This is a genomic window from Streptomyces sp. NBC_01476, from assembly GCF_036227265.1.
Lineage (GTDB): Bacteria > Actinomycetota > Actinomycetes > Streptomycetales > Streptomycetaceae > Actinacidiphila.
The window spans coordinates 8,104,107-8,130,649 of the sequence record NZ_CP109446.1 but is presented as its reverse complement, the minus strand read 5'-3'; the positions used below and the strand labels follow the sequence as shown (position 1 = coordinate 8,130,649).

Genomic DNA, 26,543 nt, shown 5'->3' with positions numbered 1-26,543 from the left:
GGCCGGCGGGGTGTTGGTGGTGAGATGCCAGATGCCTTCGGCGGACATGTTTCCTTCTGTGCTCGTGCTGTGCTCGTCACCGCGCTCGTACGCGGGAGATCTTCCGCGGCGGTCCGGACCGCCGCGCTCACCCTAGGAGCCGGTCCGAGGGGCGGCCCATGGGCTGGATCGACAGAAGGCAACGGATTCTCGCCACATCGCTGAACCGTGTGGACGGGACCGTACGGGGAAGAGTTGCAGGTCTCAGCTCTGGCGGGATCCCCACTATTGTCGAGTGCATGCATACGGTTGCGGTCCTGGTGCTGGACGACGTGGTGGCCTTCGACATGGCGGTCCCGCTGGAGGTCTTCGGCCGGGTGCGGCTGCCCGACGGGCGCCGCCCGTACCGGCTGCTGGTCTGCGGCATCACGCGGGAGGTACCCACCGAGACCTTCACCGTCCACGCGCCCTGGGGCCTGGAGGCGCTGGCCGACGCCGATACGATCATCGTGCCCGGCGCCTCGGAGTACGCGGGTGCGCCACCGGAAGAGGTCCTGGCGGCGCTGCGGGCCGCGGCCGCCCGCGGGACCCGGATCGCCTCGATCTGCAGCGGGGCCTTCATCCTCGCCGCCACCGGGTTGCTGGACGGGCTGGCGGCGACCACCCACTGGGTCGGCACCGACCTCCTGGCGCGACTGCACCCGAAGATCGAGGTGCGCCCCAACGTGCTCTACGTCGACAACGGGCAGCTGCTCACCTCGGCGGGGGCGGCGGCCGGCCTCGACCTGTGCCTGCACATGGTCCGCCGCGACCTGGGGTCCGCGGTGGCGGCCGATGCCGCGCGGCTGTCGGTGATGCCGCTGGAACGTGAGGGCGGCCAGGCGCAGTTCATCGTCCACCAGCAGCCGCCGGTGCCCAAGGGGTCGCTGCTGGAGCCGGTCCTGTCCTGGATCGAGGAGAATCTCGGGCAGGACCTCACCTTGGAGGCGATGGCCGCCAGGTGCCGGATGAGCGAACGCACCTTCAGCCGGCGCTTCCGGGAGCAGACCGGCACCACTCCGCTGCAGTGGCTGCTGCGGAGCCGGGTGCGCCGGGCGCAGTATCTGCTGGAGACCACCGACCACACCGTCGAACGCATCGCGGAACAGGCCGGCTTCGGCTCGCCGACCGCCTTCCGTGAACGCTTCAAACGGGTCTGCGGCACCACTCCGCAGTCCTACCGGGCGTCCTTCCGGAGCACCGCCTGACCCCGCGGCCGGCGCCACGCCCCGTGCCGGTGCCGGGCGCACCGGGGCTGCGGGCTAAGCGACGTCGAAGAGGGGGACGCTCACCTCGGGCAGGCCGTCGAGGGGCTGTTCGGTCCAGATGGTCTTGCCGTGCCGCCCGTAGCGGCTGCCCCAGCGGCTGGTGCAGCGGGCGACGATGAGCAGGCCACGGCCGCCCTCGTCGGCGGCGCCGGCCCGCACCAGGCGGGGCTGGGTGTTGCTGGGGTCGGCGACCTCGCAGATCAGGACGTTCTCGCGGAGCAGCCGCAGCCCCACCGGCCCGCCGGCGTACCGGATCGCGTTGGTCACCAGTTCGCTGACGACGAGTTCGGTGGTCAGCGAGAGGTCGTCAAGGCCCCAGGCGGACAGTTGCTCCATGGCGGCCTCCCTCGCCTCGCCGACCGAGGCCGGGGCGGCCGGGAACTCCCAGCTCGCGATGTGGTCCGGCGCAATGAGCCGGGTGCGGGCCAGCAGCAGCGCGACATCGTCGTGCGGCGGCCGGTCGGCGACGTCGGCGACGAGATCGCGCCCGATGTCGGCCATCGAACGGTCGGGCCGGGTGTGCACCCCCAGGCCGTTGCGCAGGCGTTCCATGCCCCGTTCGGCGTCGAAGAAGCCCTCGAGTCCGAAGACGCCGTCGGTGTAGAGGCCCAGCACACTGCCGGGCGGCAGATCCACACTGACCGACTCGTACGGCACGCCGCCGACGCCGAGCGGCGGACCGGGGGTGATCTCGACGAAGGTCGCGGCGCCGTCCGGGCCGACGACCACGGGCTGCGGCTGTCCGGCGCTGGCCAGGGTGCACCGGCCGGTGACCGGGTCGTAGACGGCGTAGAGGCACGTCGCACCGACGCTGTCCTGCTGCCCGCTGGGTGCCTCGGCCGCCAGCCGCTGGACGAGGTCCTCGACGTGTGTGAGGACCTCGGTGGGATCCAGTTCGAGGTCGGCGAACGTCTGGATGGCGGTACGGAGCCGGCCCATGGTGGCGGTGGCGGCCAGCCCGTGGCCGATGACGTCGCCGATCACCAGGGCGACCCGCAGCGACGGCAGGGCGATGACGTCGAACCAGTCGCCGCTGATCCCGGCCTGGCCGCCCGCCGGCAGGTAGATGCCGGCCGCTTCGACCGCCGGGACGTCGGTCTCGGCGCGCGGGAGGAGCCGGTTCTGCAGGGCAGCCGCCGCGTGGTGCTCGCGGGTGTAGCGGCGGGCGTTGTCGACACCGAGGGCCGCCCGCGAGGCGATCTCGGTGAGCAGCACACGCTCGGTCTCGTCGAACGGGTCGGGCTGGCCGATGCGCCAGACCGACACGGTGCCGAGCACGAAACCACGGCCGAGCAGCGGCGCGGTGACCACCGAATGCGCCCCGTCGGGGATGAACGTGCTGTCCAGCGGGCTGCCGCCGAGCGCCTGCGACACCGTCGCCCGGTCCATCGTGACGGCGTGCCCCTCCTGGAGCCTCCGCAGCGCCCGGCTGTCCGGCAGCGCCGGGTACTTCTCGCCCGCGCCGAGCAGTGCGGCCGGCCACTCCCCGGCCCCCGGGGCGGTGGCGGTGCGGGTCAGCCGCTGCGTGCCGCCGCCGCGGATCCGCGGGGGTTCGTCACCCGCCAGCACGCTCTCGGACAGGTCCACCGTCGCCAGATCCCCGAGGCCCGGCACCAGGACGTCGGCGAGTTCCTGCGCGGTGCGGACGACGTCGAGGGAGGAGCCGATCCGCACCGCGGAGTCGTGCAGCAGGGCGAGATTGCGGCGGATCTGGTGCTGGGCGCTGTGGTCGGTGACGGTGACGGCCACCCCGGTGGGATCACCGCGGCGGTCCTGCATCCGGAAGCCGGACAGGGACATCACCCACCGGCCGCTGACCGAGGTGACCCGCCGGACCTCGATCCGGCTGCGGATCAGCGGAACCCCGCTCTCGAGCACCCTTCGCAGCGGTATCTCGATGGATTCGGCGTCCTCCGGCGACAGGATCCCGCTGAACCTGTCCCCCGCCGAGACACGGTTCCCGTCCAGCATCTCGGGGGTGATGTTGGTCCGGATCACCCGCAGATCCGTGTCGAGAATGGCCACACCCATCCTGTCCTGCGCGATCAGGAGGTGCAGCAGCGCCAGTCCCTGCTCCCAGTCGGTGGCGGCGCTCAGTGGAGCGGCGAGGACCAGGTGCGTACCGGCGCCGTCCAGCACCGACCACCGGAAGACGACATCAACGGTGGCTCCCGACCGGTGCCTGAGCCTGGCGCGGCCCTCGGACGGCCGTTCGCCGCAGCCGCCCCCGTCCGGGCTGGTGACCTCGGCGACGAGCTCCTCCAGCGGGCGCCCGCAGACGTCGCCCGCGGTCCGCCCGAGCAGGGCGGCGGCGCCGGCCGACCAGCCGACCACCGTGCCCTCGCCGTCAACCGTGGCGACCGCGATGTCGTCCAGAGGGTGGCCCCGGGCCCGCACATCGTCGGCAGTCGAATCCATGGACGGCTCCTGGACGGTGAGGCAGTCGCACCCGGTACGTATGTTCTATCGTCCGGCCTCGCGCGCCCGACCGCTATTCGGGACCGCCGGGGCGCCGCCGACAGGGCCGTCCCCACCTGCGGAAACGTTCCGGTCACCGTACCCTGGCAGTAGTGGTTCTCCCGGGACAGCACGGCGCTGCGCGGCGGCCGGGAGACCGCGGCGAAGCCGGCCGTCGCGACGGCGGGCGCCCGGTGGCGGGCCGGCTGAGGAGGCGCGGCCATGCCCCAATACGCGACCCGAGTCACCTGTGGCCTGGCAGGCGGCGGTGTCATCTACGAGTGGTACGAGGGCCCCGCCCCCGCTGGGGACCCCATGACGCACGCGGTGGAGATGCGTGCGCTGCTGACCCGGCTCAAGGAGGAGGGCACACCGCCGCCCGGGTGGCCGAAGTCGGCCGGCCAGTGGCTGGAGTGCCGGCTGGTCAGGGTCCAGATCTACTGGCCGGACGAAACCGGTGGACTGCCGCTCGCCGAACGGGACTTCTGACCTGACGTCACCGGCCGCGGCGGCCGCCCCTGCCGGGGACGGCGGCGACGACGCGCCGACGCCGGCCGGCCGCGACCACACGCAGCTCCGGCAGGGCGATGCGAGCCTGCCTGCCCGCCCGCCCGCACCAGGGGCAAGTACCGCCGCCTCCCGCCGCGGCCCCAGACCCAGTGGGACGCACCCCTGTGCCGTTCGTCTCGCCGGCCCGGCGCATTGCCGGGTCCGCTCAGGGCAGGCTCGCCTCGACCGGGTCGCGTTGCCGGGGCCGCGCGCACCACCGATCCTGGGAGAGGAGGCCAAGTGACCGCACAGCACGGGGATGAATCCTTCGACGTGGACCGGGCCCTTCAGGACGCCCTGGACCGGCTGACGCTGGTGGCCAACGCCTCCGAAGCCCTGTCCAGCACGCTGGAACTGGAGCCCGGCCTGCGCCGGCTCTCCCGGGTGCTGGTGCCCGCCCTCGCCGACTGGTGCGCGATCGACCTGGTCGAGGAGGAGGGCAGGCTCCACCGGGTGGTGCTGGAGCACCGCGAGTCCCGCGCCCTGCCGCACGCGTTCCTTGAGGCGCCGATGCCGGCCGTGGACAACGCCTCGCAGGCCCCGCTGGCGCGGGCACTGCGCGGCGCCGGCCCGCTGCTGCTGGCCGCGTTCCCGCCGCCCGAGCAGGCCACCGACGCCCTGGACCGGATCGAACTGCAGACCTTCCAGCAGCTCGGCGCGCACAGCGCGGTCCTGATCCCGCTGCGGGCGCGCCGCCGGGTGCTCGGCGTGCTGACCCTGGTGCGCACCGAGCCGGGCGGCACCGACGAGAACGACCGGCTGCCGCTGCTGGAGGACCTGGGCCACCGCATCGCGATGACCATCGACAACGCGCAGCTGCACGCCCAGGTCTCGCACACCGCGGAACGGCTCCAGCGCGCGCTGCTGCCCGACCTCCCGCACAACGACCCGCTCGGCATCGCCGCCCGCTACGCGCCCGCGCGGATGCGCGCCGAGGTCGGCGGCGACTGGTACGACGCCTTCCAGCTTCCCGACGGCGCTCTCACCTTGATCATCGGCGACATCACCGGCCATGACCTCAGGGCCGCGGTGGCGATGAGCCAGATGCGCAACATGCTGCGCGGCATCGCCTGCGACCGCAAGGAACCCCCGGGCAAGATCCTGGCCCGGCTGGACGCGGCGAACGCGATTCTCTATCCGGCGCAGACCCTGACCTGCCTGTACGCGCTGCTCACCAAGCCGGAGACCGACGAGCCCTGGCTGCTGGAGTACGCGGCGGCCGGGCACGTGCCCCCGCTGCTGGTCACCCGCGAGGGCGACACCCGCTTCCTCAACGGCGGCCGCAGTCTTCTGCTCGGTGTGGCACCGGAGACGATCCGCTCCGAGGCCAGCGAGCAACTGCCGCCGGACTCGACCGTGTTGCTGTACACCGACGGCCTGATCGAGCGCCGCACCGAAGGGATCGACGACGGTATGACCCGGCTGCGCCAGCACGCGGCGGCGCTGGCCAGGGAGCCGTTGGAGGTGTTCTGCGACGAGCTCATGTCCGGCCTGGAGGAAGCGAACACGGACGACATCGCGATGATCGCGGTACGTATCCCGCCGGCCGTCTCCACCTCGTACACCGCGACCGCCGAGTAGCGCGGGCCCGCTGCTGCTCACCGGCGCGGTGACGGCCGCCGGGCCGGCCGGCCGGCTCGTCCTCGGGCCGGCCGTCGCGGGTCCGGCGGCCGTGCGGCACCGTCGGTGTGTGCGCCGGCTGGACGCCGTCCGCCCGGTGGCAGGCCCGGACGTAGCGTCAGGGAGCCTCGGACAGCCACGCGGTGCCGCCGGCAGTGCGCCGCGCTGACCGGCGCGGAGTCATCCGGCGAGATCGACCGGCGGCAGGTCGCGGACCTCGTCCTTGGTGAGGCTGAGCCGGACCTCGCCCGCGACCCCCGCCACCGCGCCGATCGGGATGGCGACGCGCCGCCGGCCCCACAGGTGACCTTCGTCGAGGAGCACATGGGTGACATGGTGGTCGGCGCTGTCGACGACCAGGCCCTGCACCCGGCCGATCGCGCCGTCGGTGGCGTGCACGGGCTCACCGCGGACGATCTCCACCTCGCCGACGGGCACCCGGTCGCGCATGATCGCGCTCGGCCCCGGATCGGTCGGCAGCGGCTCCATGGCGACGGTGCCGCCGATGCCCGTACCCAGGCCGGCGCCGTAGTAGGGCCAGGCCAGGATGTCGCCGGTCTCGTAACCCCACTCGTTGTCGAAGCCCGGCAGGAAGTGCTCCTCCTCGGCGCTGGGCAGCGCGGCGAACTCCGCGGTGGTGCAGTTCAGCCGGATCGGCGGGGCCGCGGGGTCCACCAGGGCGACGGGGACGAGGTGTCCCGCCGTCCACCGGTGCCGGGGTCCGACCACGAGATGGGTGAGCGCACGGGCGACCGGATCGACGACGACCCGGATGAGACTCCCGCAGTCGCCGTCCGTGCAGGAGACCTCGGTACCGATCGTGAACGGTGCTGTCGCGCCTGTCATGGGTCGACCTCGTTCTCCGCCGCGGACGTATCCGCCAGCATAGGGGCTGTCCCGAGCCGTACGGCGGTTCGGATCAGGCGGTCCCTCCGCGAACCGCCGCGGCGGCGCCTCTCGGAGCCGGACGGCGGATTGCCCCACCGGTGGATCGGTCGCAGGCTGGAGGTATGGCATTCGGCGCGGGTGAGGGAGAGCTGACCGGTTGGGCCGTCGCGAAGGCGGGGCCGATCGCCTCGGGGCCACTGGCCCGGGTGAGCCGGCCGGTACCGGCGCCCGGGCCGAAGGACCTGGTGGTACGGGTCGAGGCGTGCGGGGTCTGCCGGACGGACCTGCACCTGGCGGAGGGCGATCTGCCCCCGCACCGCCCGTCCACCATCCCCGGGCACGAGATCGTCGGCCGGGTGGTCGCGGCCGGCGCGGAGGCCACACGGTTCGCCCTGGGCGCACGCGTCGGCGGCGCATGGCTGCGCAGTACCTGCGGGGTCTGCCGCTACTGCCGTCTCGGCCGGGAGAATCTCTGCCCGAGCTCCCGCTACACCGGCTGGGACGCCGACGGCGGCTTCGCCGACATCACGCTGCTGCCCGAGGAGTACGCCTACGCCCTCCCCGAAGACGCCGAGGCAGCGCAGCTGGCGCCCCTGCTGTGCGCGGGGATCATCGGTTTCCGCGCGCTGCGGCGCAGCGCACTGCCCCCCGGCGGGCGGCTCGGCATCTACGGATTCGGCGCCTCGGCCCACCTGGCCGCGCAGGTCGCGCTGGCCGAAGGGGCCACCGTCCACGTGCTGACCCGGGCCGCGGCGGCCCGCGAACTCGCCCTGCGACTGGGCGCGTCGTCGGCGCGGGACGCCTATGACAAGCCGCCTGAGCCGCTCGACTCGGCGATCCTCTTCGCCCCGGTCGGCGACCTCGTACCGGTGGCGCTTGCCGCCCTCGACCGTGGCGGCGCCCTCGCCATCGCCGGCATCCACCTCACCGACATCCCGGTCCTGAATTACCAGGAACACCTCTTCCAGGAACGGGATCTGCGCAGCGTCACCTCCAACACCCGCCAGGACGGCAGGGACTTCCTGGCCACCGCGGACCGGATCGGCATCCGCGCGACCGTCACCCCGTACCCGATGAGCCAGGCGGACCGGGCCCTGGCGGACCTCGCCGCGGACCGCGTCAACGGCGCCGCCGTGCTCATCCCCGACGGGGCCGCGGGCTGAGCGCGTGGTGGCGCGGACTAGCGGATGACCTGCAGGAACTCATGGCCGATCTGCGACATCGCGTTGGTGAACTCGCGTTCGCTGACCGCCTCACGGAGTGTCGCCAGGACCGCCCGGAGCCCCTGGTCGCTCTCCGGCTCGGAGAGTCCGACCCGCTGCTGGATCCGGCTCACCGCCTCCTGGAAGTCGAACCGCTCGTGGCGCTCGGCGCCCAGGCGAACGTACTGGCCCAGTTCGTCGGGGAGTTCGAGAGCGAGGTCCCGCGCCTCCCCGGAACTGAGCAGGTGCCCCAGCAGCTCGGCGCAGGCCCGGCTGAGGTCGGCGGCTTCCTCGCGTGACAGCTGCGCACGTGTGGCCACGTCCTGAACGAATTCCGGGAAGTCCATCGGTCGTCCTCTTCTCGGTAGGAGAAACGCGGGAGCCCGCCCGCCCCTTCGCCCTGCCCTCCTCGCCGGCGCGCCACGCGCCGCGCGGCTGCCCGGGCGGGGACTGCCGCGCCGGAGGGGAAGTCGCTCTCCGGGCGGCGCTCGCAGGGCCTGCCGGCCGCCGGCACATCGCCACGGCCCGACTCCGACCATGGTCGCACCCGATCGTGAGGGGCACCATCGGGAGCGGTCGCGGCCGGAACGGACGCGCCTCTCCGGTCGCCGGGTGAGCACCGCGGCCCCGCCCGCGCCGCGATGCCGTCGAGCCCGGCTTGGGGCCCAGCGCTCAGCGCACAGCGCCAGGCCCGCGGCGTATCCCCCGTCGTGCGGCGTGATCCGGCCGACCGGCCCGGATGCTTCAGCGGGGTCCTTCAGGTGACGTGATCAACGTGCGGGGCCGTGGCCTCGCCCTGGTCCGGTCCGGTCAGCCAGCTGCCGATGCCCGCGAGCGCGGTGGGGCCGTAGTCCTCCTCGACGCCCCGGGCGAGATCCGCGATGGATATCTCCCGCAGGGCCGCCCGCCAGGCGGCGTCCGCGGCGGCCATCGCGCGGGTGATCGCACAGGGCCGCGTGCAGGCCTCCGCTGGTGTCGCCAGCGGGCCGCGCTGACGGATCTCGGTGCACGTGAAGGCCGGCTGGGGGCCGTCGACCGCCACCACGACGTCAAGGACCGTGATCAGTCCGGGGGCTCTGGTCAGGGCATATCCGCCCGCCTTGCCCTGGACCGAGGTCACCAGGCCGGCCCGGGAGAGCGCCTGCAGCTGTTTGGCCAGGTAGCTCCCGGAGACGTCATGCAGCTCCGCGAGCCGCGCCGCGGGCACCGGGTCCGTCGCCGTGGTCAGCACGACGCAGCAGTGCAGCGCCCACTCGACCCCGCCTGACAATTTCACGCGCTCACCCCTCCGGCCATTGACTCGGACAAAGAGTATCCGACTATCATCTCGGACAAGAAGTATCCGAGTTGAGGACGCGTCCTCCACGATCCCCGGCGTGCTCGGTGGCACGCCGCGAAAGGTGACAGCCATGAAGTTCACCGTCATCGGCGGTACCGGTCTGATCGGCTCGCAGGTGGTGCGGAAGCTGAACGCGGCCGGGCACGAGGCCACCCCGGCGGCACTGTCCACCGGCGTCGACCTGATCACCGGGAAGGGCCTGGACCAGGCGCTGGAAGGCGCCTCCACCGTGATCAACCTGGCGAACTCGCCGACCTTCGACGCCGCGTCCCTGGACTTCTTCCGCGCGACCATGAACAACCTGCTCACCGCGGGAGAGCGCGCCGGTGTCGAGCACCAGGTGATCCTCTCGATCGTCGGCGTGGACCGGGTCCCCCAGCTGGACTACTACCGGGCCAAGGCGCTGCAGGAGGAGCTGCTCCAGCAGGGGCCGACGCCGTACTCGATCGTCCGCGCCACCCAGTTCTTCGAGTTCATGGACGCGGTCCTGTCCTGGACCTCCGACGCGTCCACCGTCCGGCTGCCCGCCACCCCGCTGCAGCCGATCGCCGCCGCGGATGTGGCCGACGCGGTCGTCGAGGCCGCCACCGGTGCTCCGCTGCGGGGAATCCGGAACATCGCGGGACCGGACGTCTTCTCCCTCGACGAACTCGGCAAGATCACCCTGGCCGCGCAGCAGGACACCCGGACCGTCGTGACCGACGACCGGGCCGGCATGTTCGCGGTCGTCCCCGGCGACGTACTCGTCCCAGGACCGGACGCCCACCTGGCACCCACCCACTACCGGGACTGGATCCGCACGGCCCGCTGACGCTACGGTCCCCGCCTCGCGTGCCGCCACCCGGGGGCGGCGGCGCGGTCCGCGCCGGGGCACCAGGGATGATGGGACGCATCGTACGAGAGAGATGGGCGGCACATGAGCCAGGAAGTACGCGGCGTCATCGCACCGGGCAAGAACGAGCCGGTGCGCGTGGAGACCATCGTGGTCCCGGACCCGGGTCCGGGAGAGGCGGTGGTGAAGATCCAGGCATGCGGGGTCTGTCACACCGACCTGCACTACAGACAGGGCGGGATCAATGACGAGTTCCCCTTCCTGCTGGGCCACGAGGCCGCCGGAATCGTGGAGTCGGTGGGTGCGGACGTGACCACCGTCGCGCCCGGTGACTTCGTCATCCTCAACTGGCGTGCCGTGTGCGGCCAGTGCCGGGCCTGCCTGCGCGGCCGGCCGTGGTACTGCTTCAACACCCACAACGCAGCGCAGCGGATGACCCTCCTCGACGGGACCGAACTCTCCCCGGCGCTGGGGATCGGCGCCTTCGCCGAGAAGACGCTGGTCGCGGCGGGGCAGTGCACCAAGGTCGACCCGGCCGCGGCCCCGGCGGTCGCCGGGCTGCTCGGCTGCGGTGTGATGGCGGGCATCGGCGCGGCGATCAACACCGGCAACGTCACCCGCGGCGATTCGGTGGCCGTGATCGGCTGCGGCGGTGTCGGCGACGCCGCCATCGCCGGGGCCCGGCTGGCGGGCGCGAACCGGATCATCGCCGTCGACATCGACGCGAGGAAGCTGGAGGTGGCGCGGCGCATGGGCGCCACCCACACCGTCGACTCGAGCGGGACCGACCCGGTCGAGGCGATCCGCGAGCTGACCGGCGGCTTCGGCGCCGATGTCGTCATCGAGGCGGTCGGCCGCCCGGAGACCTACGAACAGGCCTTCTACGCAAGGGACCTGGCCGGGACGGTGGTCCTGGTCGGCGTTCCCACGCCCGAGATGGAGCTGAAGCTGCCGCTGCTGGACGTCTTCGGACGCGGCGGGGCGCTCAAGTCCTCCTGGTACGGGGACTGTCTGCCCAGCCGCGACTTCCCCGTGCTGATCGACCTCTATCTGCAGGGCCGGCTGGATCTGGCGGCGTTCGTCAGCGAGACCATCGAACTGGACGGCATCGAGGAGGCGTTCCGGCGGATGCACGACGGCGAGGTGCTGCGATCGGTGGTCGTCCTGTGAGCGCGCCGCGGATCGAACGTGTGGTCACCTCCGGCACGTTCTCGCTGGACGGCGGGACGTGGGACGTCGACAACAACGTGTGGATCGTGGGCGACGACTCCGAGGCGGTGGTGATCGACGCGGCGCACGACGCCGACGCGATCGCCGAGGCCCTGGGCGACCGCACCCTGCTGGGTGTGATCTGCACCCACGCCCACAACGACCACATCGACGCGGCCCCTGACCTGGCCGCACGCACCGGAGCGCCCATCCTGCTCCACCCGGACGACCTGCCCCTGTGGCGGCAGACCCACCCCGACCGCTCACCGGACGCCGAGTTGGTCGACGGGCAGACCATCACGGTCGCGGGTACGGAACTGGCGGTGCTGCACACCCCGGGTCACGCGCCCGGCGCGGTCTGCCTGTACTCCGCGGCGCTCGGTACGGTCTTCACCGGGGACACCCTCTTCCAGGGCGGCCCCGGGGCGACCGGCCGCTCGTTCTCGGACTTCCCGACGATCATCGACTCGGTCCGCGACCGCCTGCTCACCCTGCCGGCCGACACAGTCGTCCACACCGGACACGGCGACTCGACCACGATCGGCGCGGAGCGGCCGCACCTCCAGGAGTGGATCGACCGCGGTCACTGACCGCCCCCGCACCGGCGCCCCGCCCGGCGCCCCACGGCGGCGGGCGGCGGCGGGCGGGACCGCCCGGACCGCGGCAGGAACGTTTCAACCGATTGCGCAGCATCTGGGGCCGCCAGGCAACGGTGACACCACCTCCACACGGCCGTCGCGTTCATGGGCGGGGCCGAGAGCGAGTTGGGCGGCGGGCCGCCCCCGACGACTCCGGTCCCGTCCCATCTCTTGACGCCCCACTGCCCCGCTCCTATATTTCCCACGCTGCTGACGAATGAATCGATTCACCCTCTCGTTTCCTCTCCCCCCACGAGAGATCCGCTCTCGCCGATTCGGAGGGCCAGCGCCGTGGAAACCCCCCACCTGCCCCGACACCGTGCCTGGATCGTCTTCCTCGTCGCCGCCGCCTGGATCACGGCCGGCTTCGCGCCGAGCACCGCCACCGCCACCGCCACGACTGCCACCACCGCTGCCGGCTCCCCGGGCGCCCGCACCGCCACCGCGCCGGCCGCGCCACTCGCACCGGCCGCCACCGCCGGCCGCTCCGCCGGGGACGCGTACATCTACGCTCCCGCCGGCCGGACACTCGCCCCCGTCGCGGTCCAGGGCACCTCCGGCACGGTCGGCTCACCGCAGAATGTGCTCTCCGGTGCCTCGACCCGCATCTCCGGCGCCAACTCCTTCCTCGTGCTGGACTTCGGCAAGGAGGTCGGCGGCCTGGTGACGCTGAGGTTCGCCGGGTCGAGCGGCAGCCAGCAAGTGGGCCTCGCCTTCAGCGAGTCGTCGCTGTACACCGGCCCGGTCAGCGATCTGAGCAGCGGCACGGTGTACTCCGGCTCGGGCACCGACGGCGCCCTGTACACCACCGTGAACGGCGCCGGCACCTCCACGATGCCGGCCGACAAACTCCGCGGCGGATTCCGCTACCTGACGGTCTTCATGAACTCGTCCGGCTGGGTCGACCTCGACGGCGTCTCGCTGGCGTTCACCGGGGCCGCCGGGATGAGCGACCCGCGTGCGTACACCAACTACTTCTACTCGAACGACGCGCTGCTCAACAAGATCTGGTACGCCGGTGCCTACACCGTGCAGATGGACACCATCGACCCCGCCACCGGCCGCATGTACCCGCCGCCCGCCGCCGGCTGGGAGAACAACGCGGTGATCGGCTCGGGAGCCGGCATCCTCAGCGACGGCGCCAAGCGCGACCGCGCGGTGTGGCCGGGCGACCTGGGCATATCGCTGCCCACCGCGTACGCGTCGACGAACGACGTCGTCTCGGCCAAGAACGCCCTCAACAGCCTCTACCAGCACCAGAATTCCGCGACCGGTGAGCTGGAGTACGGCGGCCCCGCGGTCAACTTCTACGGCTCCGACACTTATCACACCTGGTCCCTCATCGGGACCGCCACCTACTACACCTACTCCGCCGACAAGGCGTGGCTGGACTCCGTCTGGAGCCGCTACAAGCTCGGCATGGGCTTCATCACCGCGAAGATCGACGGCAACGGCCTGCTGAACGTCACCGGAACCCAGGACTGGGCCCGCGGCGGCCAGGGCGGTGAGAACATCGAGGCCAACGCGCTGCTCTACGCGGCCCTCACCGGCGGTGCGACGCTCGCCCGCGCCGAGGGCGACACCGCCGACGCGGCCGGCTGGCAGCAGCGGGCGGCCACCCTCAAGTCGGCGGTGAACCAGCGGCTGTGGAACAGCGCCGTCGGTCTCTACCGTGACAACCCCGGCAGCACCCTCTACCCGCAGGACGGCAACTCACTGGCCGTCTGGTACGGACTGACCGACACCGCCGCCAAGAACACCGCGATCGCCCACGGGCTCGCCGCACGGTGGAACGCCTTCGGTGCCGCCAGTCCCGAGAAGGACGGCGGCGCGATCGGTACCTTCCCCGGCTCGATGGAGGTGCAGGCCCACTTCGTCGCCGACGACGACCTCAACGCGCTGACGCTGATCCGGCGCGAGTGGGGCTACATGCTCAACAGCCCGTCCGGCACCGGCAGTACGTTCTGGGAGGGCTTCCGCTCCGACGGATCCTTCGACTACGGCGGCACGTACATGAGCCTCGCGCACGGCTGGGGCACCGGTCCGACGTCCGCCCTGACCTTCTACCTCCTGGGTCTGTCGCCGACCGCCACCGATCAGTACGACTTCGTGCCGCACCCCGGCGATCTCACTCACGTCGAGGGCACGATCGCGATGCCGCAGGGCAGCGTGGCGGGCAGTTGGGACGACGACGCGGCCGCGGGCACCCTCGCCGGACACCTGACCGGCCCGGCCGGGACCACCGGGCGGATCGGCGTACCGACGTACGGCTCGGCCGGCGTCAGCGTCTCCGTGAACGGGGCCACCGTGTGGAGCGGCGGGGCCTTCCACGCCGGCGCGGGCCTCACCGGCGGCTCCACCGACGGGAGTTATGTGTACCTCACCGGCGTCGCGGCCGGCAGCTACACGATCGCCGCGACCGGTCTCGCGGCGCCCGCCCCCTTCGCGACGTCCGTCACGGGCTCCGGTCTCCCGGCCGGCTACACCCTCTGTGCGACCGAGGGCGGCACCTGCACGCCGAGCGGTACGCAGGTGCTGGCCTACGGCGCCGGCGGCTATGCCTACCGCACGGTCAGCGGCGCCACCGCCTGCTCCAGCGCGTCCTTCGGCGGCTCCGACCCGGCGTACGGCGTCCTCAAATCCTGTTATCTGGCTCCCGCCGGCGGGCCGTCGGGCTACACCTCCTGCGCGGCCGAGCACGGCACCTGCGCCGTCAGCGGCACCCGGGAAGTCGCCTACGGCGCGGGCGGGGCCTTCCGGTTCCAGGTCGTCACCGGCAGCGTCGCCTGCGGCAACGACGCCTTCGGCACGGACCCCGTCTTCAACGTGGCGAAGAGCTGTTACGTGGCGCCGTCCGGAGCACCGGCCGGCAACTGGACCGCCTGCGCCGCCGAGCACTCCCCCTGTGGCGTCACCCGCTCGCAGCCGGTCGCGTTCGGCGCCAACGGGGCCTTCTGGCTGGGCCGTTCGAACGGATCGACGGTCTGCGGCACCGACACGATGGGTGTCGATCCGATCTACGGCGTCGCCAAGTCCTGCTACGCGTGGAGCGGCGCCCCGGCCGGCTTCCCGGCCACCTGCTCCACGGAGAACGGCACCTGTTCGCTGAACGGCCGCCGCACCGTGGCATACGGCGCCGACGGCGACTACCTCTACGCGACCTTCACCGGCAGTGCTCCCTGCACGAACGCCGCCTTCGGCGCCGACCCGATCCCGGGCATCGCGAAGTCCTGCTACACGACGTCCTGACGCCGGCGCTGGTCACCGTCGACGGCAGTGAACTGGGGGCTGATCAGTGTGCTGCCCGCCGCTCCCCCGCTGTTCTCCTGACGGCGGTCTGACATCCGATTGGCGGTTGCTGGACACGGCCGCAGAGGTCTTGCCGAATCTGACCGAGTCCTGAAACGACGTGTCTTGAGCGGTGATCGGACCGCATAGAACCCTTGAGGCAGGAGACCCGGCCCGTTGTCCTGAAGGGGGGAGCCCACTGTGCCCAGTACCCGCGCCTTCGCCCCGCGACGGGCGCGGAGTGTGATCGTCGGCCCATGACGAAGCTGCTCACCCACGCGTTCGGCTCCCTGTCGGTACGGAACTTCCGGCTCTTCGCCACCGGTCAGGTCGTCTCCGCCGCGGGCACCTGGATGATGGTCGTGGTCCAGGACTGGCTGGTCCTCGGCCTGACCGGCAACTCGGGGCCCGCGCTGGGCGCCGTGACCGCCTTCCAGTTCACCCCGGTGCTGCTGCTGACCCTGCACGGCGGCCGGCTCGCCGACCGCCACGACAAACGCCTGCTGCTCACCGTGGCCAATCTGGTCGCCGGTGTACTGGCCCTGGCGCTCTCCCTGCTGGTGTTCGCGCACGAGGTCCGGCTGTGGCACGTCTACGGTCTCGCGCTCGGCCTGGGCGTCGTCAACGCGGTCGAGGTCCCGACGCGGCTGGCGTTCGTGAGCGAGATGGTCGGCGCCGATCTGCTGCCGAACGCGTCGGCGCTCAGCGCCGCGTACTTCAGCACCGCCCGGGTCGTCGGCCCGGCGCTGGCCGGGCTGCTCCTCAGCGCGGTGGGCACCGGCTGGGTGATGCTGCTCAACGCCCTCAGCTACCTGGCGACGGTGTCGACCCTGCGGATGATCCGGCCCGCCGAGCTGAGGCGAGGCCCGCGCCCGGTCTCCCGCCCCCGCGTACGGGACGGCCTGCGGTACGTTCTGGGCCGCCGGGATCTGGTGCTGCCCCTGGCCCTGGTGGCCGTGGTCGGGCTGTTCGGGATGAACTTCCAGCTGACCCTGCCGCTGCTGGCCAAAACGGTCTTCCACGCGGACGCGGCTTCCTTCGGCCTGCTGTCCAGCACCTTCGCGGCCGGTTCCCTCGTCGCGGCGCTGGCCACCACCGGCCGCCGCCGGCGGCCCCCGGGCTCCTTGGTGATCGGCTCCGCGCTGGCCTTCGGGGGGCTGGAAAGCCTGGCGGGGCTGGCACCCTCGTTCGCTGCCGCGATGGTGCTGCTCTTCTTCGTGGGCTTCACGGCGATCCACTTCGCCCAGGCAGCGAACCACCGGATCCAGCTCGGCAGCGATCCGCGCTACCGCGGCCGTGTGATGGCGCTCTACACCCTGATCCTCCAGGGCTCCACGCCGCTGGGCGCGCTGGCCGTCGGCTGGCTGGCGCAGCATCAAGGCGCCCGCTCCGGCCTCGTCCTGGGCGGTCTGGGCTCGCTGGCCGCCGGGGCGTGCGCGCTCGCCTACGAGCGGCGCGACCGGGGAGGTCACCGGACGGACGGACGGCAGCCGACGGCCGAACCCGGCACGCCCGGCGAGGAGCCCGCTCTGCTGTGACCGCGGGCCCGCGGGGCCCGACGGCTCCGGCGAGCCGGCCTCCACCGATCACCCACGACCGCTCCCGACCACCCCCGACCGTCCGCAGCCACTCCCGAGCGACCCCGACCACCCACGGCCACTCCCGAGCACCCGCGACCGACCGCAGCCACTCCCGAGCGACCCCGACCACCCCCGACTGCCCCCGACCGCCCCCGACCGCCCCCGACCGCCCCCGACCACAAGGACACTGTGATGACCGAGTCGAACGATTCCCACCAGCTCCGCGTGGAGCGCGGCGCCGCCTCTCCGGAGGAACTCGCGGCGCTGATCGCCGTCCTGCTCTCCCGTACGGCCGCCGAGGCCGACCCGCCGGCCGCGGCCGAGCCGGTACCGACGGCCAGATGGCGGCGGCCCGAGCGGGTGTACCTCTTCGACGCTCCGCGGGTCTGGCGCGCGTACGACCGCGTCGGCGGCTGATCCGAACGGGTCCGGCCGGCCCCCGGCCGAAGCGTCGGGGGCCGGCCGGACCTGTGCTCAGCCGGTCGGGAACAGGCTGCGGAAGTGCCGGTACAGCAGCCCGGTGCCGCCGAGTTCCTTCAGCACCGGCTCCCAGACCGCCTCGATGTGGGCGATGGCGTTCGCCTCCGTCACCCATTCCGAGAAGCTGAGGATGCTCGTGCCGTCGACGCTGATGTGCATGTTGGCGGATATCCCGCCGGGGTAGTCACGCGCGTCCCCCTCGGACTCCTCCTCGCCGGCCAGGAGGCCGTCGACCCACGCACGGGCGGCCTCGTGGTTCTCCGCGCTGAAGAAGGCCACCGGGAAGGACTCGGCGACGGGAGCCGGATCGGCTATCGCGCTCCCGCGCACGGCGCGGTACAGCCGGAAGGGCACGGCCGGCGGGGCGCCGGCCACGGCGGCGGCGTTGTCGGAGACGCTTCCCTGCTCCTCCAGTGACTTCCGCAGCGCCTCGTACGAGGACCACTGCGCGTAGGTCAGTACCGAACCGCCGTCGCTGCTCGTGTAGGCCGTGAGCGACAGCAGCTCCGCGGGCCAGGGGGCGGACTTCCAGTGGGCGACGACGGCCTCGGCTGCTGCCGTCTGCTCGCGGCCGGCCACCGGCACCGTCCCGACCAGCACGACGTCGCTGTCAGGGTTCTCGATGACGGGCCGCAGGGTGGACGCAGGTGACATTCTTCGGCTCCTCGGGACGGGGTGACTCCGCCAAAAAGGCGCAGGCCACGGCGTGGTACGGAACATTCTCCGACCAGCGGTGACCCGCGCCTAGAAACCCTGACTCAGGGTTGTGAAAAGAACATCAATTCCGTTTCAGGCACCGTCAATTCCCGGGCAGCGCATCGTCGCGCCCCGCACGCTCCAGCAGGATCCGCTCCGTCACGGCCTCCAGCCGGCGGGCGGCGTCGCGGTCGAAGTCGTGGTCCTCAACGCCGATCCGCCGGCCCTCCACGAAGGCGCTCAGCGCCTGCGCGGGAGGTGCGTCGATGGCGGTGAGGATCGGCGGAAGGGCCGACTCCACCGGCTTGGCGTAGGTCTGCATCGCCGTGATGTGCCGGAGCGTCTCCTCGTCGTACACCCCGGAGAAGCTGGTCGCCGTGACGCCCGGGTGGATCAGGACGTAACGGATCCCGCGGTCCGCGTACCGTTCGGCGAAGGTGACGCCGAGCAGGTCGTTGAGCTTTCCGCCCTGTCCGAGTGCGGCGCCGCCGTGGTAGCCGCGCCGCAGTTCCAGGTCGTTCCAGTGCACCACGCTCAGGCTCGCGCCGGGGCCGGCCACGTTCACCACCACCGGCCCGCCGGACGCCGTCAGGGAGTCGGCCAGACCGTGGCCGAGCAGGTAGCGGCTGAGGTAGAACAGCGCGAAGTTCTCCTCCAGCCCTTCGGCCGTCTCGGTGCGCTTGCTGCGGTAGTGCCGGGCGCAGAACACCAGGGTGTCCACCACCGGGAACTGTGCCCGCACGGTGGTGACGACCCGTTCGTTCTCCGCGACCAGGCTGAGGTCCGCCCGGACGAAGAAGGCCCGGTCCCGGGCGCCGGTCTCCTCGGCGTGGTCCAGGAACGCCTTTCCTTTGACCTCGTTGCGGCCGATCACGACGACGGTGTCGCCGCCGCTGAGGCGGGTGGCGGCGAGTGCCTTGCCGATGCCGTCGGTACCGCCGGCGATCACGATCGTCTTCACGTGGCGTCCCCCTGGGCAGCGACGGGTGCGGGAGTCTTCTGCGAGCCGGACTCGGCCCGCTCCTGCGGCGGTTCTGCGGTGGTCTCCTGCGGCGCCGGCCGCCCCGGCAGCAGGGTCGCGGTGAACAGGACCAGGACAAGAGCGCCGGTCACTCCCCAGTACGCGGCCTGGAAGCCGCCGAGGGCGTCCCCGCTTCCGGCGCTCTGCACCAGGAGCGCGACCAGGGCGATGCCGATCGCGGCACCGAGCTGGTTGAGCATGTAGAGCACCGTACTGCCCTGCGGTACGAGGTGCGGGGGAAGTGTCCGGTAGAGCGAGCCGATGGTGGGTGCGCCGATGCTGCCGAGGCCGACGCCGATGGTGAACGCCAGCACCGCCGACCAGATCTGGGAGGTGTCCGCGGCGAGCTGGGTGAAGGCCAGGGCGCTCAGCCCGGCGATCACGGCGCCGCCCAGCACCAGGTTCCGCGGGCCGAGCCGGTCGGAGAGCCGGCCGGTCAGCGGCATCGCCAGTGCGGAGCCGACGCCGAGCGGGGCGAGCAGCAGTGCGGACTCGAACGTGTCGTGGCCGCGGACCTGCTGGTAGTACAGCGGGAGGGCGAAGAGGCTCGCGAAGGTCGCCAGACCGACGAGGGAGCCGACCGTGACGCTCGCGGAGAAACTGCGCGAGGTGAACAGCCGCAGGTCGATCAGCGGCGCGGTGCGGCGCTCGCGGAGCGCGTGGACGGCGTAGCCGCCCAGCAGCACCACCGCCGCGGCCAGCGGGACGAGCACCTGCCAGGTGACGAACTCGGCCCGTTCCGCGTACTGGGACAACGTCAGTACCGCGGTCGCCACGCCTGGTCCGATCAGCGCGAGACCCACGACGTCGAGTCTGCCGGCCGGGTGTTCGCCGGACGGCTTGTCGTCCGGCACCACGCGCAGCGCGAGCAGCAGGGCGAGCAGTCCGATCGGGACGTTGACCAGGAACATCCAGCGCCAGGCGACGCCCTGCAGGATGAATCCGCCGATCACCGGGCCGAAGACCGGGCCGCTGGAGCCGACCACGCCCATCAGGCCCATGACCCGGCCGATCCGGCCGGGGCCGGCCGAACGGGCCAGCAGGGTGAGCATCAGCGGGTCGAGCAGCCCCGCGCCGAGACCCTGCAGTACGCGGAAGGCGATCAGGCTGCCGATGTTCCACGCCAGTCCGGCGCTGATGGAACCGGCCAGGAACACCACGAGGCCGAGCAGCCACAGGCGGCGCCCGCCGAACCTGTCCACGGCCCAGGTGGTGACCGGGATGCTCACGGTCAGGGCGAGCAGATAGCTGGTGGACACCCAGCTCACCGCGCTGAGCGAGGTGTGGAAGTCCTTGACGAGGGTGTCCGCGGCGACGGCGATCATCGAGCCGTCGAGGATCCCCATGATCCCGCCTAACAGGATCACGCCGATCAGCCGCCGCAGCGCGGGATCCAGACCTTCGTCCGATGGATGCGCCATGAGTCTCTCCAGTGGCATCAGGGGAAGTTGCACTCGGCAGTGCAGATTAGGGCACCGCTCGGGTTGATGGCAACGGCGTGGTCAATAAACTGCACTGACGAGTACAAACCGACGCCCGTCGCGGGTATGCTCATGGGGTGGGCGGAACTGCGGCATCGGCATCTGGCAACCGGGCGGCCTCACGAGGGCGCATCGACAAGCGACAGGCGATCCTGGACGCGGCGTTCACCGTGTTCGCGAACCGGGGCTACGCGCGGGCGTGCATGGAGGAGATCGCCGAGGTGGCGGGGGTCGCCAAGCACACCGTCTACAACCATCTCGGCGACAAGGAGAGCCTCTTCCACGCCGCGATGGAGGCCACCGGGAACGCGGTGATGGCCGAGAACCTGGCCGTGGCGGAGCGCCTGACGGTCGACGGCGGCGAGGGCACCGATCCGCTCAGGTCCGGCCTGCAGGACGTGGGGTACCGCCTGCTGCTGCAGTGTTGCGACCCCCGCTCCTGGGCGCTGCGCCGGCTGCTCTACGCGGAGATCACCCGCTTCCCCGGACTGCTGGAGGCGGTCTGGGGGCGTGGCGCCGACCGGCTCAGGCAGGCTCTCGCCGACCGGATGGCACGGCTCTCGCTCGCCGGCATGCTGCGCGCGTGCGATCCCGTCGAGGCCGCGGAGCAGTTCCTCGCCCTGCTCACCGGCCCCATGGAGGCGCGGTCGCAACTCGGCACCCGTCCGGTCCCGGAGACCGAACTGCACACGGTGGCGGACGCCGCGGTGGGTACTTTCCTGCGGGCATTCCGGGCCGACCACCTGAGCACCACCGCGGCTGCGGCTGCGGGCTGACTCCGGATCTTTTCCCGGCGCATCAGAAATGTCCGGCGCCGGACTGCGAAGCCTGTATGAACGCGTATGAACACCCTGGCTCGAATCGACGACACGATGTGAGAATCCGCACCGCGGATCAGCACAGGATGGCAGTGTCCAGTTAACAGGGAAGCAGGCAATGGAGCTTGCGGCTGTGAATCCACCTTCGGCCCGTGAAACTCCAAGGGAGACATCGTGCGCATACTCGTGGTGGAGGCTCAGAAGCACGAAGCGATAACGCTGGCCCGCAATCTGGAGCGGTACGGCCACGACGTCACAACCGTCAATTCCGGGACGGCCGCGCTGGAGAATCACCAGCAGGCGGACTTCGTCCTGCTCGACCTGGACCTGCCGGACATCGACGGCCTGGTGGTCTGCCGCACTCTCCGGGAAACGGGCGGCCGGCCGCTGATCGCGTTCACCGGCGGCGGCACCGAACTGGACCGGGTCCTCGGGCTGCGTGCGGGCGCCGACGACTGCCTCGACAAACCCTATGAGATACGCGAGTTGGCAGCCCGGATGGAGGCCGTGATGCGCCGGCTGGAGCCGCGCCGGCCGGCGCCCGCCCCGAAGACGACGGTCTCGATCGGGGCCCTGCGGATCGACGCGGCCTCCCGCGAGGTGCAGCTGCACGAGAAGCCGGTGGAGCTGACCCGCAAGGAGTTCGACCTTCTGTACTACCTGGCCCGGCACCCCGAGATGGTCGTCACCCGGCAGCGGCTGATGGCCGAGATCTGGGAGATCCCGGTGGTGCAGGCCCTGGGCGCGCAGGCGAGCCGCACCGTCGACACCCATGTCAGCTCCCTGCGCAACAAGCTGGGGCGCAGCAGCTGGATCGTCACCGTCCGCGGGGTCGGCTTCCGGGTGGGCTTCGGCTGACCCGGAAGCCGACCCCGCGAAGGGCACCGGACGGGCGCCTGTGAGCGGGCGGCACCGTGCGGTGCCGCCCGCTCACAGGCGCCGGCGGATCACAGGTAGACCGTGTTGGGTTCCAGGCCGGACAGCGACCTGCCGTAGAGCTCGATGTTGGTGCCCGGCGTGATCAGCGAGTGCAGCGACGTCGCGTGGACATCCCGCTGGATACGGGTGATCGGCACGTCCCGGAAGATCGAGGAGCCGCCGCTGGCCGCGGCCAGGATCTCGACGGCCTGCTTGATCTGCTGGGCGATCCAGCCGATCTGCACCCGGGAGAAGACCCGGTCCTCCTGGGACCACGGCTCGTCCCGCCGGATCTTCTCGGCCAGTAGGTCGGCGAACCGGTGGGCCCGCCCCTCGGCGTCCTCGATCAGCAGCGCGGCCTCGCCGACCTGCAGATGGGTGATGGGTGCCTCCCGCTGACTGGGGTAGTTCGTGTACGTCAGCGGCCGGCCGGGAAGCCGTTCGAGGAAGCTGGCCAGGGCGTACTTGCCGGCGCCGACGAGCTGGCCGGTCTGCATCGCCGTGGCGGTGACCAGCATCGGCACCCGGTAGCTGGCCTTGGGCGCGTTGATCTGGGACTTCGAGACGTTCTGGTAGAACTCCGCGCCGGTGATCACCCGCCGGTCCGGCACGAAGACGTCCTTGGCCACGGTGGTCACACTGCCCGAGCCCTGCAGACCGATGGTGTTCCAGTCGTCGACGATCTCCAGATCGGAGATCGGAACCAGGCTGAAGATCGGCAGGGTCTCCCCGGCGGGCCCCTCGGGCATCGCGGCGGTGATCTTCCAGTGGCTGTGCAGCACGCCGCTGTTGAACCCCCAGCTCCCGTTGAGCAGGTAACCGCCCTCGACACGGGTCGCCTTGCCCGACGCGGCGGTCGTGCCGGTCACCCGGACGTTGGGCTGCGCGAAGACCTCGTCGAGGGCCTCGTCCGGCCACAGGCCGACCATCCAGGTCAGCGATGCGTAGATGGACATGCAGAAGGCGACCGAGCTGTTGCCCTTGGCGATCTCGGCCAGCACGTCGATGAACGTGCGCGCGTCCGACTCGTACCCGCCGTACTGGGCGGGCACCTGCATCTTGAGCAGCCCGGATGCCTCGATCGCCTCGATGACGTCGGAGGGGAGCCGGCGGTTCTCGTCGATCCACAGCGCCCGGGAGCGCAGCAGGGGCACCAGTTTCCCGGCGGTCTCGATGAGATCGTCCCGGGTCGGTACGGTGGTGGGCATTATTGCTTCCTCCCGGTCTGTGTGACACTGATGCGCCCGCGATTCGGCCGCGGTGTTCCGGACGATCGGCGCAAGGACATGGCTGGCGGGAATGTGCACGGATAGGGGTGTCCCGGCGATACGGCGCGGCCGGAGACGGACGGTCTCCGGGTTATGGCGTCCGCGGCCGGACCGACGGGATGGGGACAAGCGGTATTTACGCCGTCGCTCGGCCGACGGCTCGATCCTTGCATGTCCGGCTGTCGAGCGGCAGGGAAACCGGAGAATCCATGGACTGCCTTCAGGGGAAATTGACGCGGCGTCATGGAAACCCATGGCGCATTCCCGGCCGCCGGCGGCCGGGAGTTTTCGGTGGACGCCGGACGGGCGGAATTCGCCGGGCGGTGCGGAGCGACCAGAAGCGGCGCCGGGCGGTTTCTCATGCGGTGAGGCTGTGGAGGAGGTGGTAGCGCTTGAAGCCGATCGGGCGCACCCCGGGTGTGGCGTGGGTGGCGCGCAGCGTCGCCACGCGTGTGGCGCCGTCGAGGAAGGCGATGTGTGCCTCGTCGCTGGTCCACTCGGCGTAGTTGAGCACGCGGGTGCCGTCGGTGCTGAGGTGGAAGTTGGCCGAGATCATGCCGGGGTGCTGCCCGGCCGGGGCGTGTTCGAGGGCGCCGGCGATCGAGGCGACGATGCTCTCCTGCGGGCCGGGCCCGTCGACGTCGAAGCTCGCGACGACGAAACTGGCCGGCGCCGGCGCTGCGGCGTCCAGCACGATGGCCCGGTGCAGGGTGTACTCGACGGTCTCGGCGCCGGCCAGACCCTTCAGACCCGCGGTGAAGGCGCGGTGCACCCCGCCGCCGGCCGTCTGGACGTAGGTGAGGACGGTGTCGTGCTCGGTGCTGAGGTAGGCGCTGAAGGAGAGGATCCCGGCCGGCCAGGCGGTGGCGCGCCACTGCTGGACGGCTTCGTCCAGGGCTTCGACGCCGGCCGCGCGGTCGGAGACGTACCACTGGGCGACGTGCACGGCCGCGCTGTCGGCTCGTCGGATGTCCGGCGGCGCGGATGAGATCTGCTGGGGCATTGCCGCCCCCCTTTCCGGGTGGTGTCAGAGGTGTCAGCGCGGGTACGGGCGCTCGCCGCGGGCCGTGCGCAGGGCACGGCCCCACCAGTCGAGCTGGTCGAGGAGCAGGCCGGCCGACAGCACGCTCGGCTCCGCGTCCGTCAGCCGGCCCTGCGCGTCGAACCGGTTGCCGGCGTTGGGCAGGGCGACGTTCTCCCGGACGGTCAGCGTGTGCACCTCGGCGAAGACCTGCCGCAGCTGCTCCACGGCACGTATGCCGCCGCTGAGGCCGCCGTAGGAGACGAACCCGACCGGCTTGGCCGTCCACTCCTGGTAGAACCAGTCGACGGTGTTCTTCAGGGCCGCCGGGAAGCTGTGGTTGTACTCGGGCGTGACCACGACGAAGGCGTCCGCGGCCACGAGGACCGAACGCAGCGATTCCCGTACCCGGGCCGCTTCGAGGGGCAGTTCCCTGCCCGGTCCCGGCAGGACGAGCGGCAGCGGGTGGTCGATCAGGTCGACCTCCCGCACGGCGAACTCGGGGCGCTCCTTGACCTGGGCCAGGAACCAGTCGGCGACGGCGGGACCGAGCCGGCCCTCCCTGACGCTGGCGGTGATGATGGCGAGTGAGAGCTGGTCATCCGTCATGGTGCGACCTGTCTGTGAGAGATGCGGAGTCCGCTCAGGGCGGCCAGCAGGCCGATCGCGCCGACCGCTGTGATGAACGACAGTGCGGGGCGGTAGCCGTGGTGGGAACCGAGGAACCAGGCGGTGGCCGGGAGCATCAGCACGGCGCCGAGCTGGACGGCCGTCTGGTAGAGGGGAACCGCCGCCGCCCGGTCGGCGGCGGGCAGGGCCCCGGTGGCTTGCATGTTGAGGGCGGCGAAGGAGAGCACGAAGCCCGCGCCGACCAGGAGCAGCGTCGGCAGCATCGCGGTGAGGTACGAACCGGTCGGCCGCGCCAGGAAGAGGGCGTAGCCGAGGACCGGTGTGGCCGCGCCGAGGGCGATCAGCCGGCCGGTGCCCCAGCGTGCGGTCATCGCTCCGGCGAAGGGCACGGTCACCGCGAGCGGCACGCAGGCCGGCAGCAGGGCGAGCGCCGACTGCCAGGGCGACCAGCCCAGTTGGCGCTGCGTGTGGAAGACCAGCAGCAGCAACAGGCTCTGGTAGGTGCCGTTGAGTGTGGCCGCGCCGACGGCGGAGCGCAGCAGCGGCCCGTTGCGCAGGAGCGCGGGCTCGATCCGCGGGGCCGGGGCGCGGCCCTGGTCGGGCGGGATGAGCCGCATACCGGAGAAGAGCAGGACCAGTGCCACCGGCGCCGGGAAGAGGAACGTCCACCGCCAGCTCTCCGCCAGCAGTGCGCCGGACAGCAGCAGTCCCACGGTGAAGCCGGCCGCGCCGAACAGGGAGTAGACGGAGACCGCCCGGCGCTGCTGCGGCCCGTTGCGGAAGGTGGTGCCGATGATGGCGAGTCCGGTGGGCGCGGTGAGCGCCGCGCTGAGGCCCTTGACCACCCGGGTGGCGATGAGCACGCCTGCGCTGTCGGTGAGCCCGCCGGCCACGGAGGCGGCGGCGAAGAGCAGCATCGCGACGAGGTAGACGCGTTTGCGGCCCAGCCTGGCGTTGAGCCGCGGCCCGAGGACGAGCAGGGCGGCGAAGCCGAGCGCGAAGCCGCTCATCAGCCACTGCACGGTCCACAGATCCAGTCCGAGTGCCGTGCCGATGGTCGGCAGGGCGACGAGTACCAGGGAGACCTCGATCGCGTCGAGGATCATGTTGGCGGAGAGGATGAACAGGACGGCCCAGAGCCGTGCGTCCCAGCGCGCCGGTTCCGCAGCCCCGGGGGCATCGCCGGCCGACCGGGCGGCGGACGGGGCGGCGGACGGCGCGGTGGAGGAGTTGGACCAGGAGGAGGCTGTCATGGTTGGCCGCCTGTGTCGGTGTGGGTGTGTCGTGGGTGCCCGCACGATGTCCGGGCCCGGGCCCGGGCC

Annotated in this window: 23 protein-coding genes; 12 read left to right on the top strand and 11 right to left on the bottom strand. The window is 71.9% G+C overall.

Features of this window, described 5'->3' with window-relative positions:
• Positions 1-278: 278 nt before the first annotated feature.
• A complete protein-coding gene (locus tag OG552_RS35250; protein WP_329140086.1) occupies positions 279-1,226 on the top strand; it encodes a GlxA family transcriptional regulator in 948 nt (315 codons plus the stop codon).
• Between the two features lie 54 nt (positions 1,227-1,280).
• Here the strand turns inward: OG552_RS35250 and OG552_RS35245 are convergent, their stop codons facing one another.
• Positions 1,281-3,704, bottom strand: a complete 2,424-nt coding sequence (locus OG552_RS35245; protein ID WP_329140084.1) for an ATP-binding SpoIIE family protein phosphatase — start codon at positions 3,702-3,704, stop codon at positions 1,281-1,283.
• Positions 3,705-3,965: 261 nt separating this feature from the next.
• Between OG552_RS35245 and OG552_RS35240 the strand changes: the two genes are divergently transcribed.
• Together OG552_RS35240 and OG552_RS35235 are read left to right on the top strand one after the other, a co-directional pair.
• Positions 3,966-4,232, top strand: coding sequence for a hypothetical protein (locus OG552_RS35240; RefSeq protein ID WP_329140082.1), 267 nt, complete (start codon positions 3,966-3,968; stop codon positions 4,230-4,232).
• A 300-nt stretch (positions 4,233-4,532) separates the two neighbouring features.
• A complete protein-coding gene (locus OG552_RS35235) occupies positions 4,533-5,873 on the top strand; it encodes a PP2C family protein-serine/threonine phosphatase (RefSeq protein WP_329140080.1) in 1,341 nt (446 codons plus the stop codon).
• 219 nt (positions 5,874-6,092) lie between these two features.
• Here OG552_RS35235 and OG552_RS35230 read toward each other — a convergent pair whose 3' ends face one another.
• Positions 6,093-6,758, bottom strand: coding sequence for a PRC-barrel domain-containing protein (locus tag OG552_RS35230; protein WP_329140078.1), 666 nt, complete (start codon positions 6,756-6,758; stop codon positions 6,093-6,095).
• Between the two features lie 164 nt (positions 6,759-6,922).
• Here OG552_RS35230 and OG552_RS35225 point away from each other — a divergent pair, with 164 nt between their 5' ends.
• Positions 6,923-7,963 carry a zinc-binding alcohol dehydrogenase family protein gene (locus tag OG552_RS35225; RefSeq protein WP_329140077.1) on the top strand — a complete coding sequence of 347 codons (1,041 nt, stop codon included), beginning with the start codon at positions 6,923-6,925 and terminating at the stop codon, positions 7,961-7,963.
• 17 nt (positions 7,964-7,980) lie between these two features.
• On the opposite strand, the gene OG552_RS35220 is transcribed toward OG552_RS35225, so the two are convergent.
• Together OG552_RS35220 and OG552_RS35215 are read right to left on the bottom strand one after the other, a co-directional pair.
• Positions 7,981-8,349, bottom strand: a complete 369-nt coding sequence (locus OG552_RS35220; protein ID WP_329140075.1) for a DUF2267 domain-containing protein — start codon at positions 8,347-8,349, stop codon at positions 7,981-7,983.
• Between the two features lie 410 nt (positions 8,350-8,759).
• Positions 8,760-9,278 carry an RrF2 family transcriptional regulator gene (locus tag OG552_RS35215; protein WP_329140073.1) on the bottom strand — a complete coding sequence of 173 codons (519 nt, stop codon included), beginning with the start codon at positions 9,276-9,278 and terminating at the stop codon, positions 8,760-8,762.
• Positions 9,279-9,411: 133 nt separating this feature from the next.
• Between OG552_RS35215 and OG552_RS35210 the strand changes: the two genes are divergently transcribed.
• The 6 genes from OG552_RS35210 to OG552_RS35185 all read left to right on the top strand — a co-directional run bounded on the left by OG552_RS35210 (position 9,412) and on the right by OG552_RS35185 (position 17,305).
• Positions 9,412-10,152 (top strand): SDR family oxidoreductase, encoded by a 741-nt coding sequence (locus tag OG552_RS35210; protein ID WP_329140071.1) that lies wholly within the window; start codon positions 9,412-9,414, stop codon positions 10,150-10,152.
• Positions 10,153-10,257: 105 nt separating this feature from the next.
• Positions 10,258-11,343, top strand: a complete 1,086-nt coding sequence (locus OG552_RS35205; RefSeq protein WP_329140068.1) for an S-(hydroxymethyl)mycothiol dehydrogenase — start codon at positions 10,258-10,260, stop codon at positions 11,341-11,343.
• The gene (locus tag OG552_RS35200) at positions 11,340-11,972 is read left to right on the top strand and encodes an MBL fold metallo-hydrolase (protein ID WP_329140066.1); all 633 of its coding nucleotides are present in this window, start codon (positions 11,340-11,342) and stop codon (positions 11,970-11,972) included. The genes OG552_RS35205 and OG552_RS35200 overlap by 4 nt, the downstream gene beginning before the upstream one ends.
• Before the next feature lie 339 nt (positions 11,973-12,311).
• Complete coding sequence (locus tag OG552_RS35195; protein WP_329140064.1) at positions 12,312-15,269, top strand: alpha-L-rhamnosidase-related protein; 2,958 nt, start codon at positions 12,312-12,314, stop codon at positions 15,267-15,269.
• Between the two features lie 296 nt (positions 15,270-15,565).
• The gene (locus tag OG552_RS35190) at positions 15,566-16,846 is read left to right on the top strand and encodes an MFS transporter (RefSeq protein WP_329140062.1); all 1,281 of its coding nucleotides are present in this window, start codon (positions 15,566-15,568) and stop codon (positions 16,844-16,846) included.
• A gap of 234 nt (positions 16,847-17,080) precedes the next feature.
• Positions 17,081-17,305 carry an acyl-CoA carboxylase subunit epsilon gene (locus OG552_RS35185; protein WP_329140060.1) on the top strand — a complete coding sequence of 75 codons (225 nt, stop codon included), beginning with the start codon at positions 17,081-17,083 and terminating at the stop codon, positions 17,303-17,305.
• A gap of 57 nt (positions 17,306-17,362) precedes the next feature.
• On the opposite strand, the gene OG552_RS35180 is transcribed toward OG552_RS35185, so the two are convergent.
• From OG552_RS35180 to OG552_RS35170, 3 genes are all read right to left on the bottom strand, one after another.
• Positions 17,363-18,022, bottom strand: a complete 660-nt coding sequence (locus OG552_RS35180; RefSeq protein WP_329140058.1) for a hypothetical protein — start codon at positions 18,020-18,022, stop codon at positions 17,363-17,365.
• Between the two features lie 145 nt (positions 18,023-18,167).
• A complete protein-coding gene (locus OG552_RS35175) occupies positions 18,168-19,025 on the bottom strand; it encodes an SDR family NAD(P)-dependent oxidoreductase (RefSeq protein WP_329140056.1) in 858 nt (285 codons plus the stop codon).
• Entirely contained in the window at positions 19,022-20,506 is a 1,485-nt protein-coding gene (locus OG552_RS35170) for a DHA2 family efflux MFS transporter permease subunit (protein ID WP_329140054.1), read from the bottom strand. Before OG552_RS35170 ends, OG552_RS35175 begins: the two co-directional genes overlap by 4 nt.
• A 137-nt stretch (positions 20,507-20,643) precedes the next feature.
• Between OG552_RS35170 and OG552_RS35165 the strand changes: the two genes are divergently transcribed.
• Positions 20,644-21,342, top strand: coding sequence for a TetR/AcrR family transcriptional regulator (locus OG552_RS35165; protein WP_329140052.1), 699 nt, complete (start codon positions 20,644-20,646; stop codon positions 21,340-21,342).
• 216 nt (positions 21,343-21,558) lie between these two features.
• Positions 21,559-22,242: a response regulator transcription factor gene (locus tag OG552_RS35160; RefSeq protein WP_329140051.1), complete on the top strand. Its 684-nt coding sequence runs from the start codon at positions 21,559-21,561 to the stop codon at positions 22,240-22,242.
• An 89-nt stretch (positions 22,243-22,331) separates the two neighbouring features.
• Here OG552_RS35160 and OG552_RS35155 read toward each other — a convergent pair whose 3' ends face one another.
• From OG552_RS35155 to OG552_RS35140, 4 genes are all read right to left on the bottom strand, one after another.
• Complete coding sequence (locus tag OG552_RS35155) at positions 22,332-23,510, bottom strand: acyl-CoA dehydrogenase family protein (protein WP_329140050.1); 1,179 nt, start codon at positions 23,508-23,510, stop codon at positions 22,332-22,334.
• A gap of 418 nt (positions 23,511-23,928) precedes the next feature.
• Complete coding sequence (locus OG552_RS35150) at positions 23,929-24,573, bottom strand: hypothetical protein (RefSeq protein WP_329140048.1); 645 nt, start codon at positions 24,571-24,573, stop codon at positions 23,929-23,931.
• Between the two features lie 33 nt (positions 24,574-24,606).
• Entirely contained in the window at positions 24,607-25,200 is a 594-nt protein-coding gene (locus OG552_RS35145) for an NADPH-dependent FMN reductase (protein ID WP_329140046.1), read from the bottom strand.
• Positions 25,197-26,474, bottom strand: a complete 1,278-nt coding sequence (locus OG552_RS35140; protein ID WP_329140044.1) for an MFS transporter — start codon at positions 26,472-26,474, stop codon at positions 25,197-25,199. Before OG552_RS35140 ends, OG552_RS35145 begins: the two co-directional genes overlap by 4 nt.
• Positions 26,475-26,543 lie beyond the last annotated feature (69 nt).

Excerpts from the sequence above, each read along its gene's own strand:
- OG552_RS35250 (WP_329140086.1), top strand. The coding sequence starts at position 279 with ATGCATACGGTTGCGGTCCTGGTGCTGGACGACGTGGTGGCCTTCGAC.
- OG552_RS35245 (WP_329140084.1), bottom strand. The coding sequence starts at position 3,704 with ATGGATTCGACTGCCGACGATGTGCGGGCCCGGGGCCACCCTCTGGAC.
- OG552_RS35240 (WP_329140082.1), top strand. The coding sequence starts at position 3,966 with ATGCCCCAATACGCGACCCGAGTCACCTGTGGCCTGGCAGGCGGCGGT.
- OG552_RS35230 (WP_329140078.1), bottom strand. The coding sequence starts at position 6,758 with ATGACAGGCGCGACAGCACCGTTCACGATCGGTACCGAGGTCTCCTGC.
- OG552_RS35225 (WP_329140077.1), top strand. The coding sequence starts at position 6,923 with ATGGCATTCGGCGCGGGTGAGGGAGAGCTGACCGGTTGGGCCGTCGCG.
- OG552_RS35220 (WP_329140075.1), bottom strand. The coding sequence starts at position 8,349 with ATGGACTTCCCGGAATTCGTTCAGGACGTGGCCACACGTGCGCAGCTG.
- OG552_RS35210 (WP_329140071.1), top strand. The coding sequence starts at position 9,412 with ATGAAGTTCACCGTCATCGGCGGTACCGGTCTGATCGGCTCGCAGGTG.
- OG552_RS35205 (WP_329140068.1), top strand. The coding sequence starts at position 10,258 with ATGAGCCAGGAAGTACGCGGCGTCATCGCACCGGGCAAGAACGAGCCG.
- OG552_RS35190 (WP_329140062.1), top strand. The coding sequence starts at position 15,566 with ATGACGAAGCTGCTCACCCACGCGTTCGGCTCCCTGTCGGTACGGAAC.
- OG552_RS35185 (WP_329140060.1), top strand. The coding sequence starts at position 17,081 with ATGACCGAGTCGAACGATTCCCACCAGCTCCGCGTGGAGCGCGGCGCC.
- OG552_RS35180 (WP_329140058.1), bottom strand. The coding sequence starts at position 18,022 with ATGTCACCTGCGTCCACCCTGCGGCCCGTCATCGAGAACCCTGACAGC.
- OG552_RS35170 (WP_329140054.1), bottom strand. The coding sequence starts at position 20,506 with ATGGCGCATCCATCGGACGAAGGTCTGGATCCCGCGCTGCGGCGGCTG.
- OG552_RS35155 (WP_329140050.1), bottom strand. The coding sequence starts at position 23,510 with ATGCCCACCACCGTACCGACCCGGGACGATCTCATCGAGACCGCCGGG.
- OG552_RS35150 (WP_329140048.1), bottom strand. The coding sequence starts at position 24,573 with ATGCCCCAGCAGATCTCATCCGCGCCGCCGGACATCCGACGAGCCGAC.
- OG552_RS35145 (WP_329140046.1), bottom strand. The coding sequence starts at position 25,200 with ATGACGGATGACCAGCTCTCACTCGCCATCATCACCGCCAGCGTCAGG.
- OG552_RS35140 (WP_329140044.1), bottom strand. The coding sequence starts at position 26,474 with ATGACAGCCTCCTCCTGGTCCAACTCCTCCACCGCGCCGTCCGCCGCC.